The sequence below is a fragment of the bacterium genome (assembly GCA_020444325.1).
In the GTDB taxonomy this organism is placed as follows: domain Bacteria; phylum Bacteroidota; class Ignavibacteria; order SZUA-365; family SZUA-365; genus BM516.
Window position 1 is genome coordinate 14,208 of the sequence record JAHLLD010000010.1, and the last position, 15,022, is coordinate 29,229.

Genomic DNA, 15,022 nt, shown 5'->3' on the forward strand with positions numbered 1-15,022 from the left:
TCAGGCGAGCAGTGCCAGTGATACGACGGCCATGAAAATCGCGACAAGATTGCGTCGCGGCAGAGATTCACGCCACATGAGCACGCCGACGAGTGACGAAAGCAGGATAATCCCAATTCCATTCGCCGGATACACGACGATCCCCGGGAGATCCGCAAGGGCGCGGATAAAAAAATACGTGCTGAACAGGTTCAGCAAGCCCAGCACGGTGCCCATACCGACCAGGCGTGTGGAAATCCGTTCCCGTCGGAGGACGGCAGCAGTGGCGGTAATTGCCACCGCGGTTCCGAAGACTACGACGAGCAGATCATACGCATCGCGCACGGGAAGCATTTCCTTCTGCACCTTGAAAAGGAAGTCGGTGATGCCGTAGGAGACAAAGAGGACCAGTCCCCACCCCAGTCCCTCACGCAGCAGGGGACGCAGCGTTTCACGCGTGAGCTTTTCCCTCGAAGACAGCGGGAGTGCGACGAAAGCGAGAAGGATGCCGGCGGACTGCAGTGTGGTGGGACGCTCGGCGAAAAGCAGAATTGAACCGAGGACAGGCAGAACGATGGAAATCCGCATCAGCGTGACGGGGATAACCATCCCGAGCTTGCCGACCGTGTGCATGAACAGATAGAAGCTCCAGACGAAGAGCGCGCCGAGTAGAATGCCGAAGAGGACCACTTCAATGCGCAAATCCAGTACGGTGAAACCACCGGCGCCGGAAACGGCACTGGCAGAAGCAATAAGATAATTCACCGTAAAGAGCGCGAACGTGGGCAGTCGCATGCGGTCGGCGTATTTGAACGTTACCGCGATGCCGACGCTGCAGAGTACGGAGAGCGCCAGGTACAGCATCAGTGCTGCTGTGCGCCGACAGCCTCGAGAAACGCTTCTGGTGTCGACACCATGGTCCGTGTTTCGAAGTCGAAGAAGACGATACCGGTCTTTACGCGGGCGACCTCACGTCCATCCGCAATGCAGCTGAAGCGATAGAGAATATCGCAACCTTTGCGGTAGATGTCACTGACGCCGACTTCGACGCGAAGACGCTCACCGGGAAACGCCTCGCTGCGGTACATTACCGCAGCGTCATTCATGACAATACCTATGCCGTCGACATCGCTCTCGCTGAAGCCAAGTGAATGGAGGAAGCGTTCGCGTGCCTCGTGCGCCAGCGTAAACACGGAGTCGTTGCCGAGATGTCCGGCATAGTTGGCATCGGTGATTCTGACACCGATTTCCGTCTCAAATGGAAGAGACGATGGGATGTGGATTTTGATTCTGGCCATGATTTCGAGACGATGGCCGGGTATGAACCGGCCATCGCATGTGTAGTATTAATTCTGTTTGAAGAGCAGTGTATTGTGTGAGGGATTCCGCCAGGCGCGTAGCAGTGCCTGCAGATCCACATATCCCTCGGGTTTGACCTCATCGACATCAATGGTAAGCACTCGCGTAACTTCCACATCATGTGCGTCCGCTTTGATCACGCTGCGTATGCTGCCGATGTTGTTCTGAAATTCCACAGGAGAAGGGACATCCACCGCATGGTAACCTTCGAGATGAAGCACCAGCCGCGTCTCTTCCTTCATGCGTCCCGGTAGAGAAACCGGGGTGATGCGGTTGTAGTCCCCGATCGGGAGATGCAACGCACTGATTCCTTCGGGCGGAAGCGGAATCTGGAAGCGGAAATAACCTCCGATGCCTTTCAAAGGATCTTTTGCGTCAACGGAAACTTCGCATACCGACGTCGTCCCCTGCTGCACGGTCATGGGACCCGCTTCGGCATGGAGTCCCTGCGCCGCATTTACGAGCGAGGCGCGAGCTGACTTCTGGAATCCCGATGAGTCGAACACTGCACTGTGCACGCCGTTGACGGAAATACTGCTGCGCCCTGAAACATAACCGTCACCGCCGAGGGACCAGTCTGATGTCATCGACGAGGTACTGTAACTCGGTCCGATGGCATAATGCCAGATCTGAGGAGGGAGTCCCTCGATCGGCATGAAATACCCGGTTGTGTACTGGGAAGGACAGGGACCTCCCTGCGTATCCAGGGATGGATCAAGTACGATGAGCGGGTATTCACCGAGTCCCTGGCAAATGACCCCCGCATGCGTGAACAGCTGCAGTGCCGGCACGTTGGGTGTGGCTTCGGGGCCGATCTCCGTGATCACGGGACCCTGCTCACCTGGCATCTGCACGATACGCATGCCGCGCGTCGTAACATCATGGCTGAAAAGCACCGGGGATGCTTCGAGTCCGATGCTGCGGCAAAGCTGCGCAAGCATCACAGCCCTGTCGAGATCCGAGCCGACGTTGAATTCGAGAATCTCCTCAACGGGACGAGCGCGATACCCGATCAGATCGAGCGGGACGCTGCAGCGTCCAACGCGCTTTGCAACCCAGTCGCGCAAGGCCAGCGCACTTGCCAGTGGCGTCGCATGCTGCCTGTTGATCATTTCCCCGAGTTCGAGCACATGTGGCGGCAGGGGGCGCGGTCCCTCCGGTCCGAACACATGCAGGGCGATTGCATCATAGTTGCTCGTGCTGAAGTACAGTACGGGAAGCACCCTCTGGGGCGCGGACTGATGGGCTTCCGTCTCATACTGCGGGATATGTTTCCGTGTCCATGTATACACGGTGTTTCCCGCTTCCGTTGTAATCACGGGCTGGATATCGTCGCGGGCGAATCCCCATTGCAGTTCGGTGCCTTCGGGAACGACGACGCGAATGCTCATCTGCACCACATGATTCCTGCTGCCGCACACCACGCGTCCCATGAGTCCGGGATACATCCCCGGTTTGCTTTCCAGCGTGTACGCGAAATCGACAACCGCACCGGCCTCGAGTCCGGTATGCGTCACCACCATCTCACGCAGATGGTTGAAAGGAACCGCGTGCGCGGCAGACCGCGGCAGCACCTCATTGTATGCATTCACCGGGGATGGCACGACGCTGCCGTCGCGCATCGTGGTTTCGGATCGCGTTACGTCCAGCGTCTGCCATTTGGGATTGTAGGTGATGAACGACTCCCCGTACTCGCGCGTGAAGGCGAACGGGGTGAGCAGCTTCAGTTTGCTGCTGTAACTGTAGAGCGTCGAGCCGTCGGGACGAAGCAGGTATTCATGCTGAATATTTTCGTACACGGCGTCGGTTGTATCCTGCGCGCGGAGTGCCGAGGAAGCTGCCGCGAGGATCAGAATGCTGAGTGCAATACGCTTGATCATGGCTGCCTCCTTATTTGCTGAGAATGACGGGGGTGTCGGAAAGTTGCTTACGCGCCATGAGACAGCTTCGGAACAGTGGCCACTCCCCTGCCTCATACACCCGCTTCTCCATGCGATGTGTGAGACTGGAACGAAGGATGTTTCCTTCCAGACGCACGTTGCTGCGGAACCCCGCGACCGCTCCTTCTATCATATTGTCGTCCGGTACCTTGACCGGCGTCATTGTGCCCGGCAGGGTGATATTATCCTGCAGTTCCACCAGGCGCGAACAGCGTTGACGGAAGCCGTATTTCCTCTGCTCGAGACTGGTATTCGTACGCAGTTCCGGAGCATTGCTGTAGTCATCGAACGGATTGCGCAGAAGCATCGGGGTGAAATACATCTGTTTGCCGATCACACGGGCGAAGTGCGGAATACGATAGGTCAGTGTGACGGAGAAGGGTTTACTCAGATCGTATACGTCTGTCATTTCCTGATGCAGCAGTTCCGCCGCGGGATAAGCATTTGCCAGCAGTTGCGTGTAGACATCCTCCCAGGAACTGCGATGTGATCGTGCGAAAGCACGGCGCATGAGCGCGTCACTCTGTCCTTCCGCCTCGATCACGACCGTTCCCGCCAGCGTGCCGTCATTCTCCAGCGTCGCGTTGTTCGTGGCCTTCCAGTAATGATTCTGCGGCGGGGAAACCGGTGTGGACATGATGTCGGCGCCACCGGGGATACCGAGAAGGAATTGCTGCTGCTGTTCGGCGGAGGACCACATTTCCCGCACGCCAGGAATCCATGTTGGATCAAGCAACATCCATGATCCGTTGCTGCGTTTGACGACGGCGACACTGTGATTGAACTGGTCGGCCGGGATCCTTTCAATACGCGAACCTGCCATGGTCATCGCAGGATACGATTCGAATCCCGCAGCGCGAAGCATGGTCACCAGCATACCGGCTTTGTCCTTGCACACACCGCAGCGGTCACTGAATGTCATCGCACCGGGATGCAGCGTATAACCTTCCCCTTCTCCCATCGAGATGCCGGAATAACGAATTTCTTCGGCCACCCAGTGGTTGAGGATCGCAATTTTCTCGAGTTCGTCATCGACGCCATCGAGAAGTTCATCCGTCTTATCCTGCACCTCCGAGGTCACTTCGAAACTCCCGAAATCCTCATTTACGCCATGGAACCAGACCGACTTTGCATACCAGTCAGGCGACGTCGACATGAGGAGCTTCGTTGCGACGTCGGACGGCGCAACCATATCCGGCTCCCGCTCGAACGGTTTGATATTCCGCTTGTACCAGCAATACGTAATCTTTCCGGGTTTGGTGTACATTCCCGCCGTCGGATGCAGCTGATCGGGCGGCGTTTCATGCTGTGCCGCGGAAGGATTCATCTCCACGGTGACGCGGCGACTGTCTTTCGGATGAAAATGGACATAGGAGGAAAGCTCACCGTTGTACACCTCGTACTGCAGGGGCTTGTTCTCCGGAACCAGCACGCGATACACCTTTTCGACGACAGGTACCGATGACCAGAATTCCACGATCTCGTAGAAATGCCCCTTCATCGGCGGGATAAACCGGCTTTCGTCATCCCCGTCCTGCAGCAGCGCGTAGGTAAAGCCCTTGCGGAATGCCACGATCTCGACGGCATCGCCGACTTCCAGCCAGCCGACAGGAGCCATTTTCTGCCGCGCGCCCCAGTAGATCGCCCGTGCAGGAGCAGCATAATCCACTACCCTGTCCATCGGTACACTTTCCACCAGTCCGCTTTTCCGGTAAATGCGCACGCTCCTGATCTCGACATCCGCGGATAGCGGATCATAGTCATAGGTCACCTGACGCATACTGCGCGCCCCCTCCTCGGTCAGAATTTTCACGAGGCGGTGCATGCGAACGTGGCTCAGTCCGCTGTCCATTACATCGACATCGGTACTGTCGTACGCCACAACGACATCCTGGCCGGGATAATCCTCCGGCTCACCGGCTGCCATGAGACGGTAATGATTGCTGTCGAGCTGCGCATATGCTGCAGTCGCCAAAAAGGCGATTGAGAATATCGCCAGGAACAATCCATGTAGTCGTTGCTTCATCACAAATACCTGCTGTTACACGAGACTCAATTGGTGGGCGCGGCTTCGCGGTTCTCGAAGTATAGTAAAAATCCGGGAATCTGACGAGAGCAGCGCTTTCGCCTTCGTCGTCGCGCTGTTCAAACTGCGGCGGACAGCAGCACGGGAATCTTGGGATGAGGCGCAGGGGATGGAAGCAAAAACGGGTCCCTGAAGGACCCGTTTTCGCCGAGAGAAAAAATTCTGTGTCTAGCGGGAGTAGTATTCGATGACCAGGGAGAACTCGCAGACCACAGGGATCTTCTCGCGCTCGGGTTCGGCGAGCAGCGACACGGAGAGTTCGGGTTTGGAGATCGAGAGATACTCGGGGGGACGCGCAGATTTGACCGCGTCATTGAACATATCGATCTTGCGGCTCTTCTGACGCACGGTGATAACATCATTGACCTTCACGTGATAGGAAGGGATGTTCACGCGCTTGCCGTTGACTTCAATGTGTCCATGCGTGACATACTGGCGCGCGGCAAAGATGGTGCGCGCGAGACCGCCACGGTAGACAAGGGCATCGAGGCGTGTTTCCAGCATGGCTGCCAGGTTGTCAGACGTGTTCCCTGCTTTGTTCGTCGCCTTTTTGTAGTAGTTCAGCATCTGCTTTTCGCTGATGTTGTACTGCCAGCGCAGCTTCTGCTTCTCAACAAGCTGCTTTTTGTAGTCCGAAATCTTCTGACGGCGATTGCGCGAAAGACCGTGGGCACCGGGAGGATGCGGCTTGCGCTCCATATACTTGGATGCCTTGGGGGAAAGGGGGACGCCGAGCTGGCGGGAAAGCTTGACCTTGGGGCCGTTGTACTTCATACTGGGTTGCTCCGTAAGACCTTTATTTCTTTAAGAATCCTCATTTCACATGCATGTGCCGCACGATGCGGCGCAGGAGGAAAACTTCCTCCATTTAGAGCATTAGCAAATATAGAGCTGTAGTGGGAAATATCAAAATATCATTTTTCAGGAAAGAATCCAGTTCCCCGTAGCATCTTCCGAAGATAGTGAAACATGCCGCGAAACGCTCCGTATGATGCTGCATGCCCGGATCCACGGCCGGACCGGTCAGAGAATGCGACGCAGTTTGCCGCAACATTATCTCCGATATGATGACCACTCTTTCCGTGCTTCGTCAGCGCGGTCCCGCGCGATTGGAATATCCGGCGCTCCTTGAGCTGCCCGAGGGACCGCTGCGCCTTCACCGGTTTCTCGGCAAAGGGAAATCCGGATACTCCTTCCACGCCGTACACGAGCGCAAAGAAGTCGTATTCAAGTGCATGCACGATGAGACATGCGATTTCTACCGCTTCGACGACGCGAAAACAGCCCTTGAGGAACGCGATTATCACCGGTTGAAAGAAATCGGTCTTCCCGTCCCCGATCTGCTCAATACCGATCACAGGCATGGCTACCTGATCAAGGAGTTCATTCCTGGCATGACCGCGGCGGAGATGGTGGCGGAAGCGCTTCCTTCCACCGATATTCTTCGCCAGCTCTTTGAATTCAGTGCCCTCTGCCGTCAGGAGCGACTGAACATCGACTACTTTCCTACCAATTTTGTCATACGCAGCGGTCGTTTGTATTATATCGACTACGAACTCAATCCCTATCAGCCAGCCTGGTCGCTCGAACGCTGGGGACTGTATTACTGGGCCAATACGGCGGGAATGCACGAATTCCTCTACCATGGCTCCACACGTCTGCTCGATGAACCTGAACAGGCCGGCTCTCCGCTTCGCGCACCGTTCGAAGCCATCGTGCAGAGCTGGATTGAAGAATTTGGAGACGGATTGATGGAGTGACAGCAGTCCGGCAGCAAGGAACCGGACAGCAATGAAGCACCATCCAGCAGCAAGGAACTGGACAGCAGCGAAGCACCATCCAGCAGCAAGGAGAATGAAGACATGGATGCAACAACGACGCAGCAGAACGACCCCGCTTCCGATCCCACCCCGGAGGCAATGTCCGCCGAGCAGAAAGCGCATGACGAATACCGCCGCAGGCACGACGAGCGGGCGTGGGCCATGCTTGCGCACCTTGCCGTCTTTTCAGCCGGCATCATCCCCTTCGGCCATATCTTCGGTCCTCTCATCGTCTGGCTGATCAAGCGGGATCAGTATCCCCTCGTGGACGACCAGGGGAAGGAATCGCTGAACTTCCAGATCAGCATGAGCATCTACACGATTATCCTTACCATCGTCGGCGTCGTTTTGCTGCTCTCATTCGCCGCGGGCGACAACGAATCGAGCGTTCTCGGCGCCCTCATCGCTATCGGCGTCGGACTGATTGTCATCGCGTTCGGCGTCCTCATACTCGTCATCATCGCGGCGGTCCGCAGTTACCGCGGAGAACGCTACCGCTACCCCCTCACCATCCGCTTCATCAGCTGACTCCCCCCGCGCGAGGCGCAGCTGAGCTCCCGCGCGAGGCGCAGCCGAGCTCCCGCGCGAAGCGAAGCTGAGCTCAAGCGCGAGGCGCAGCCGAGCACAAGCGCGAGGCGAAGCCGAGCTCAAGCGCGAGGCGCAGCCGAGCTCAAGCGCGAGGCGCAGCCGAGCTCAAGCGCGAGTTCCGCTTGCGGAACGAGCAACCCCCTGCATTTGTGATTTCCCCGGCCGGGTGTATTTTATTCTTTTGGAAACCCACGAGACATTTACGCCCGCGTGCAGCAGCGTGTGACACGATTGCTGTCAGGCGGGGAGGTTGATTTATGGAACACATCCGCAATTACATACAGGGTGAGCTGCGTGATTCACTCAGCGGCGCCTGGATGCCCAATTTTGAACCCGCGACCGGAGAGGTCTATGCGCGCATTCCGGATTCGGTTCCGGCGGACGTTGACGATGCGGTACAGGCTGCGAAAGAGGCCTTTCCTGCCTGGTCCGCCCTGCCCGCTCAGCGACGATCGGCTTACATGCTGCGCATCGCCGAACTGATCGAGGAACGCCTCGATGATCTTGCTGCCGCGGAATCCCGCGACAACGGGAAGCCGCTGCATCTCGCCCGGTCGGTCGACATCCCGAGAGCAGCGCAGAATTTTCGTTTTTTTGCCACGGCGATTCTGCACAGTTCCACCGATGCGCATATCACCGACGGAGAAGCGATAAACTACACGCTTCGTCAGCCGCTCGGGGTCGCAGGCTGTATATCGCCGTGGAATCTCCCGCTGTACCTTTTTACGTGGAAAATCACTCCCGCGCTCGCAGCGGGCAATACCGTCGTCGCGAAACCGAGTGAAATCACGCCGATGACGGCGTTCCGGCTCTCACAGATCTGCATGGATGCCGGGCTCCCTCCCGGGGTGCTCAACATCGTGCATGGACGGGGATCGGAAGTGGGGGCCGCCATTACGGAGCACCCTGATATCCCGGCCATTTCCTTCACAGGTGGAACGGCGACCGGTGAAGCCATTGCGCGCACCGCCGCGCCGATGTTCAAAAAACTATCGCTCGAACTGGGCGGGAAAAATCCCACGGTGATTTTTGCAGACTGTGATTTCGATCAGACGATAGAAACCGTGCTGCGCAGCGCATTCTCCAACCAGGGAGAGATCTGCCTCTGCGGTTCACGCATTTTCATCGAGCGGCCGCTCTACGACAGATTTCGCGATACGTTTGTGGCGCGTGTGCAACAGCTGCAGGTGGGCGACCCGCTCAACGGAGCGACGGATCAGGGCGCGGTGGTCTCCGAAGCACACATGGAGAAAGTGCTCAGTTATGTCTCCCTTGCACGTGAGGAAGGAGGCAGCGTCCTCTGTGGTGGTGCGCGCGTCATACCTGAAGGACGGTGTGAAAACGGCTGGTTCATTTCTCCCACGGTGATTGAGGGACTGCCATTCAGCTGCAGAACGAATCAGGAAGAGATTTTCGGGCCTGTCGCGACATTGCTTCCCTTCGACACTGAGGAGGAAGTAATTGCCCAGGCGAACAGTACTCCTTACGGACTCGCCGCATCGCTGTGGACGCAGGACCTCACCCGCGCGCATCGTGTGGCCGCCGCACTGCAGACCGGTATCGTCTGGATCAACTGCTGGATGCTCCGGGATCTGCGCACACCGTTCGGCGGCATGAAGCAATCCGGTGTCGGGCGCGAAGGCGGCTGGGACGCGCTGCATTTTTTCACCGAAGCAAAAAATATCTGCGTAAAACTCTGACAGGATATTATGAGCGATACAACCAAGACCAACGAAACAGCGAACGGAATCGAATCGCGGGAAATCATTGACTCGGGGAAGGCGCCGGAACCGGTTGGCATGTATCCTCATGCCCGCCGCGTCGGCAACCTGCTTTTTCTTTCCGGCGTGGGACCCCGCGAGCGCGGCAGCAAAATCATCCCCGGCGTTCAGCTCGACGGTGAAGGAAACATCGTCTCTTACGATATCGAGGCGCAGTGTCATTCGGTGTTCAAGAATGTGCGCGCTATTCTCGAGGATGCAGGGTCAGGCTGGGACAGGCTCGTCGATGTCACCGTCTTTCTCACGAACATGAAGGACGATTTCAGTACGTACAATCGGGTGTATGCCGAGTATTTCGCGGACAACCGGCCCTGCAGAACGACAGTGGAAATCAACGCACTGCCCACCCCTATTGCCATCGAACTCAAATGCATTGCGACCATCTGAGAAAGGACAGGACATGTATACAACGCAAGGATTCAATTTCAGGGAATGGATAGACGAACACAGGCATCTGCTGAAACCGCCTGTCGGGAATCAGCAGGTTTTTGAAAACGCGGAATTCATCGTCATGGTCGTCGGCGGACCGAACGCCCGTAAAGACTACCATTACAATGAGGGCGAGGAATTTTTCTACCAGATCGAAGGCGACATCACGCTGAAAGTCATGGACGACGGCACACCGCGGGATGTCACGATCAGGGAAGGCGATATTTTCCTGCTGCCCGCACGTGTGCCACACTCCCCTCAGCGTCCCGCAAACACGGTCGGACTCGTCATCGAACGCAAGCGTCTGCCCGGTGAGCAGGACGGCTTCATGTGGTTCTGCGAACAGTGCGGCGACAAGTTGTACGAAGAGTATTTCCCGCTCGAGAATATTGTCACGCAGCTGCCGCCCATCATGGAACGATTTTTTACCTCAGACGAGCATCGCACATGCGCGAAATGCGGGCATGTCATGGAGAAACCCAACTAATCATCAGAAAGCGGATACCAGACACGCATGTTCAAAGTCGACGTCCACACACACATTCTTCCTCCGTCATGGCCGGACCTGAACGAACGCTTCGGCACACCGGGCTTTCCATCGTTCGAAGCGCAGGCAGACGGTTCCGCCAATATGATCGTGAACTGCAAGCATTTCCGGACTTTTCAGCCGAACTCCTGGGATCCTGCGGTACGTATCGGGGAGTGTGACGCAACCGGTGTCGACGTACAGGTGCTCTCGACGGTGCCGGTCATGTTCAGTTACTGGGCAAATCCTGAACATGCAGCCACACTGTCCCGCATTCTGAACGATCACATCGCCAGCACTGTCGCTGACAACCCACGGCGTTTTATCGGCCTTGCGACCGTGCCTCTGCAGGATACCGGCCTGGCCATTCGTGAGCTCGAACGTGCGGTGAAGGAACTTGGCCTGGCCGGCGTGGAAATCGGCACACATATCGACGGAATGAATCTCAATGACGAGCAGCTGTTCCCGTTCTTCGAAGCTGCATCGGATCTTGGTGCCGCAGTATTCGTGCATCCATGGGACATGATGGGAAAGGAAGCCCTGCAGCGGTACTGGCTGCCCTGGCTGGTCTCCATGCCCGCAGAAACGTCTCGTGCGATATGCTCCATGATTTTTGGCGGTGTGCTGGAACGCCTGCCCGATCTTCGTGTGAATTTCGCGCATGGCGGCGGATCTTTCCCGGCGACCATCGGACGCATTGAGCATGGCTTCAACGTGCGCCCCGACCTCGTCGCCATCGACAATTCCGTCAATCCCCGTGAATATCTCGGGCGCTTCTGGCTCGATTCGCTGGTGCACGATCCGGCCATGCTGCGCTACATCGTCGACCTCGTCGGCGAGGACCGCATTACACTCGGATCGGACTACCCCTTCCCGCTCGGTGAACATCATCCCGGCGCGTTGATTGAGTCCATGAGCGATTTCAGCGACGCACGCAAAGCCCTGCTGCTCGGGGAAAATGCGCTGACCTGGCTGAACATCGAGAAGGAGCGATTCATCGCATGAAATGCACCGTGCATTTTGGAAACGAGAGCTTCGCCGTCTTCATGGATCGTGCAACGCCGATAAGCATCCCGCTGCGCTTCGACGGACCTCAGCCCAACAGTTACGATGTTCCGCACGCGACATCACGGGCGTACGAAGACGGTGGATTCATTGGTGATACCCGCCGCGGGGGCGGCTGTAATTTCGAGACCGTGCAGCTCACGCCGCATTGCAATGGTACACATACCGAATGTGTGGGACACATTTCCGATGCACGGCTTTCCGTAGAAGAGCTGGTGCCCCCCGGACTCCTCCCCGCCACATTGATCTCGGTCACACCCGAACAGGCGCTGTTCAGCAGCGATTCATATTTCCTGCTCAAAGAAGAAGATGATTTCATCATCACCGCACATGCGCTGCGCAGTGCACTGGCACATGCCGATCCACATTTTCTGGAAGCGCTGGTGATACGTACACTGCCAAATGACGCATCGAAATGCAGCAGGCGTTACACGGAAAAGCCACCGCCATTCCTCAGTATCGAGGCGGTGCACACGCTCAACGCCTTCGGGATAGAGCACCTGCTGGTAGACATTCCCTCGCTCGATCGTGCGATGGATGAAGGCAGACTCAGTGCTCATCATCTCTTCTGGGATGTCCCACAGGGCAGCCACGAAGTGGATCCTGCCTCGCCTTCAAGGCGCAGTATCACGGAAATGATCTTCGTACCCGATACGGTGAAGGACGGCAAATACATGCTTGACCTGCAGATCGCGCCGTTTGTATCAGACGCCGCCCCAAGCCGTCCTGTCCTTTTCCCCATTCAAGCAATCGAAAACCATGCAGCCTGACCACTCTCGTTTTTCAGAACCAGATTTCGTCACACGTGCCGATACGGAGGACCCGCTGCGGGATTTCCGTCCCCGTTTCCATATTCCGCAAGGTGAGAGCGGAAGGCCTTCGGTGTATCTCTGCGGGAATTCCCTGGGATTGCAGCCACGGGAAACACGTGCTTACATCGATGCCGAACTCAAAGATTGGGCGACCTACGGTGTTGAGGGACACTTCAGGGCGCGCCATCCCTGGATGCAGTATCACGAACTGCTGACAGAGCAGACGGCAGCCATCGTCGGCGCCCAGCCGGAAGAAGTCGTGGTGATGAACACGCTCAGCGTGAACCTGCACCTCATGATGGTCTCGTTCTATCGTCCCACATCTCAGCGCTACCGCATTATCATCGAAGAAAAGGCTTTCCCCAGCGATCAGTACGCCGTGGCATCGCAGGCCGCATTTCACGGCTACGATCCCGGGGATGCCATCGTTGAAATTCCGATGAACAATGCGGGAGTATTTGAAGCCGATGCGATACATGCGACGATCGAAGCCAACCGTGACTCCGCGGCTCTGCTCCTGCTCGGCGGAGTCAACTACTATAACGGACAGTTATTCGACATCGCCGCAATCACCGACCAGGCGCATGCTGCGGGGATTACTGTCGGTGTGGATCTTGCACATGCTGCTGGGAATGTCCCGCTTCATCTGCACGACTGGGGTGTGGATTTCGCCGCCTGGTGTTCCTACAAATACCTGAATGCAGGTCCCGGCAGTACCGCAGGCTGCTTCGTGCATGCCAGGCATGCGAAGGATGCGTCACTGCCCCGTTTTGCCGGATGGTGGGGACATGACAAGGCGAGCCGCTTCAAGATGCCAGGTACGTTTACGCCCATCACCGGGGCCGAAGGCTGGCAGCTCAGTAATCCCTCCATCCTTCCACTTGCCGCACTCCGGGCTTCCACTGCCATGTTCGCGGAAGCGGGTATGGCGTCGCTGCGCGAGAAGAGCGTAGCGCTGACCGGCTACTGCTCCTACCTTCTTCAGCAGCGCCAGCATCCACAGTGGAGCATCATCACTCCTGAGGATGCAGACGCGCGCGGCTGTCAGCTTTCCCTGCGGATTCGTGAGAACGGACGCGCACTTTTTGATCATCTTGCTGCCAACGATGTCATCTGCGACTGGCGGGAACCTGATGTGATACGCATCGCGCCGGTACCACTGTATAACAGTTTCGAAGACGTCGCACGTTTCGTCTCTCTCTTCCACGACTTTTTCACTCGTCCCTGAATCAAGAGCATCCATGACTGAAGAACGACAGCATATTCTCATTGCCGGTGCAGGACTCGCCGGCAGCCTGTTATCCGTCTATCTCGCGAAGCGGGGTCTGCACGTCGACATGCGCGAGCGCCGGCCGGATATGCGCCGTGAAGATATCAGCGCCGGGCGGTCCATCAACCTCGCATTGTCCACCCGCGGCATACATGCGCTGCAGGAGGTGGGGCTTGCGGATGAAATCATGCAGCTGGCCATCCCCATGCGCGGCCGCATGATGCATGCCGTGGACGGCAGCCTGACGTTTCAGCCTTACGGCAAGGACGAGAGCGAGGTCATCTACTCCGTCTCACGCGGTGAACTCAACAAACGACTGATGACGCTCGCCGAAAAGCATGCGCATGTATCGCTCTCCTTCCAGCAGCGATGCGAAGGGATGGACTTCAGCACCGGTCGCGTACAGTTCACCGATGAACGCGGCGGCGGACAGTACACCCTTCAGCCGCAAACCGTCATCGCCTGCGACGGCGCCGGTTCCCCCGTCCGTCACAGCATGGAGGCGCTCGAGGCGTTCAGCGCCAGCACAGAGTATCTCGCGCACAGCTACAAAGAGCTGCATATTCCGCCGCATGATGACGGCAGTCACCGCATTGAAAAGCATGCCCTGCACATCTGGCCACGGCGCGCATTCATGCTCATCGCATTGCCAAATCTTGATGGCAGCTTCACCTGCACGCTCTTCCTTCAGACAGAAGGTGAGCCCGGCTTTTCCTCCCTGCAGACGCCGGAAGCGCTGCGCAGTTTTTTCCAGAAGGAGTTCCCTGACGCGCTCGCACTCATGCCCACGCTGGAGGAGGATTTCTTCAGCAATCCCACGGGCGCGCTCGGCACCGTCCGCAGCTACCCCTGGCATGTCGGTGGAAAGGCGGCGCTGCTCGGTGATGCCGCACATGCCATCGTTCCATTCTATGGACAGGGAATGAATTGCGCATTCGAAGACTGTACGGTACTCAATACCTGCATTGAAGAATTCGGACTGCAGTGGGAGCGGGTATTCAGGGCTTACCAGGAACGGCGGAAAGCCAATGCGGATGCCATTGCGGATCTCGCCATCGAAAACTTCATCGAGATGCGTGACCGCGTCGCCGATGACCGCTTCCTGCTCATGAAGAAGGTCGGCCTCGCCCTGGAAGCGCGTTTCCCCGAGTACTTCATCCCGCTCTACAGCATGGTGACCTTTCACCGCACACCATACGCCGTTGCGCGGGAACGGGGACGCATGCAGCAGGAAATCCTCGAAGAGATCACCCGCGGCGTCCACGACCCTGAAGGAGTCGATTTCACACGCGCCGGATCCCTGATCGAGGCAAAGCTCCGTCCCTACGCCGAAGAAGCGGCCGGACTGTACTGACACAAGGAGAGAA

The 15,022-nt window shown here is 57.3% G+C and carries 14 protein-coding genes; 9 read left to right on the forward strand and 5 right to left on the reverse strand.

Annotated elements, in window-relative coordinates:
* From KQI65_12960 to rpsD, 5 genes are all read right to left on the reverse strand, one after another.
* Positions 1-843, reverse strand: a complete 843-nt coding sequence (locus KQI65_12960) for a hypothetical protein (GenBank protein ID MCB2205647.1) — start codon at positions 841-843, stop codon at positions 1-3.
* Complete coding sequence (locus KQI65_12965) at positions 843-1,277, reverse strand: thioesterase family protein (protein ID MCB2205648.1); 435 nt, start codon at positions 1,275-1,277, stop codon at positions 843-845. Before KQI65_12965 ends, KQI65_12960 begins: the two co-directional genes overlap by 1 nt.
* A gap of 48 nt (positions 1,278-1,325) precedes the next feature.
* Positions 1,326-3,218 carry a DUF3857 domain-containing protein gene (locus KQI65_12970; GenBank protein MCB2205649.1) on the reverse strand — a complete coding sequence of 631 codons (1,893 nt, stop codon included), beginning with the start codon at positions 3,216-3,218 and terminating at the stop codon, positions 1,326-1,328.
* A gap of 10 nt (positions 3,219-3,228) precedes the next feature.
* Positions 3,229-5,304 carry a DUF3857 and transglutaminase domain-containing protein gene (locus KQI65_12975; protein ID MCB2205650.1) on the reverse strand — a complete coding sequence of 692 codons (2,076 nt, stop codon included), beginning with the start codon at positions 5,302-5,304 and terminating at the stop codon, positions 3,229-3,231.
* Between the two features lie 228 nt (positions 5,305-5,532).
* Complete coding sequence (gene rpsD / locus KQI65_12980) at positions 5,533-6,138, reverse strand: 30S ribosomal protein S4 (protein MCB2205651.1); 606 nt, start codon at positions 6,136-6,138, stop codon at positions 5,533-5,535.
* 293 nt (positions 6,139-6,431) lie between these two features.
* On the opposite strand from rpsD, the gene KQI65_12985 reads away from it, so the two are divergent.
* From KQI65_12985 to KQI65_13025, 9 genes are all read left to right on the forward strand, one after another.
* Entirely contained in the window at positions 6,432-7,124 is a 693-nt protein-coding gene (locus tag KQI65_12985) for a hypothetical protein (protein ID MCB2205652.1), read from the forward strand.
* Between the two features lie 159 nt (positions 7,125-7,283).
* The gene (locus KQI65_12990; protein MCB2205653.1) at positions 7,284-7,712 is read left to right on the forward strand and encodes a DUF4870 domain-containing protein; all 429 of its coding nucleotides are present in this window, start codon (positions 7,284-7,286) and stop codon (positions 7,710-7,712) included.
* Positions 7,713-8,029: 317 nt separating this feature from the next.
* Positions 8,030-9,472, forward strand: coding sequence for an aldehyde dehydrogenase (locus KQI65_12995; GenBank protein MCB2205654.1), 1,443 nt, complete (start codon positions 8,030-8,032; stop codon positions 9,470-9,472).
* Between the two features lie 9 nt (positions 9,473-9,481).
* Positions 9,482-9,940 (forward strand): RidA family protein, encoded by a 459-nt coding sequence (locus KQI65_13000; GenBank protein MCB2205655.1) that lies wholly within the window; start codon positions 9,482-9,484, stop codon positions 9,938-9,940.
* Positions 9,941-9,953: 13 nt separating this feature from the next.
* A complete protein-coding gene (locus KQI65_13005; protein ID MCB2205656.1) occupies positions 9,954-10,469 on the forward strand; it encodes a 3-hydroxyanthranilate 3,4-dioxygenase in 516 nt (171 codons plus the stop codon).
* A 27-nt stretch (positions 10,470-10,496) separates the two neighbouring features.
* The gene (locus tag KQI65_13010) at positions 10,497-11,513 is read left to right on the forward strand and encodes an amidohydrolase (protein MCB2205657.1); all 1,017 of its coding nucleotides are present in this window, start codon (positions 10,497-10,499) and stop codon (positions 11,511-11,513) included.
* Positions 11,510-12,343 carry a cyclase family protein gene (locus KQI65_13015; GenBank protein ID MCB2205658.1) on the forward strand — a complete coding sequence of 278 codons (834 nt, stop codon included), beginning with the start codon at positions 11,510-11,512 and terminating at the stop codon, positions 12,341-12,343. Before KQI65_13010 ends, KQI65_13015 begins: the two co-directional genes overlap by 4 nt.
* Complete coding sequence (gene kynU / locus KQI65_13020) at positions 12,333-13,613, forward strand: kynureninase (GenBank protein ID MCB2205659.1); 1,281 nt, start codon at positions 12,333-12,335, stop codon at positions 13,611-13,613. Before KQI65_13015 ends, kynU begins: the two co-directional genes overlap by 11 nt.
* Before the next feature lie 13 nt (positions 13,614-13,626).
* On the forward strand, positions 13,627-15,009 hold the full coding sequence (locus tag KQI65_13025) for an FAD-dependent monooxygenase (GenBank protein ID MCB2205660.1): 1,383 nt from the start codon (positions 13,627-13,629) through the stop codon (positions 15,007-15,009).
* The last annotated feature ends 13 nt before the right edge of the window (positions 15,010-15,022 follow it).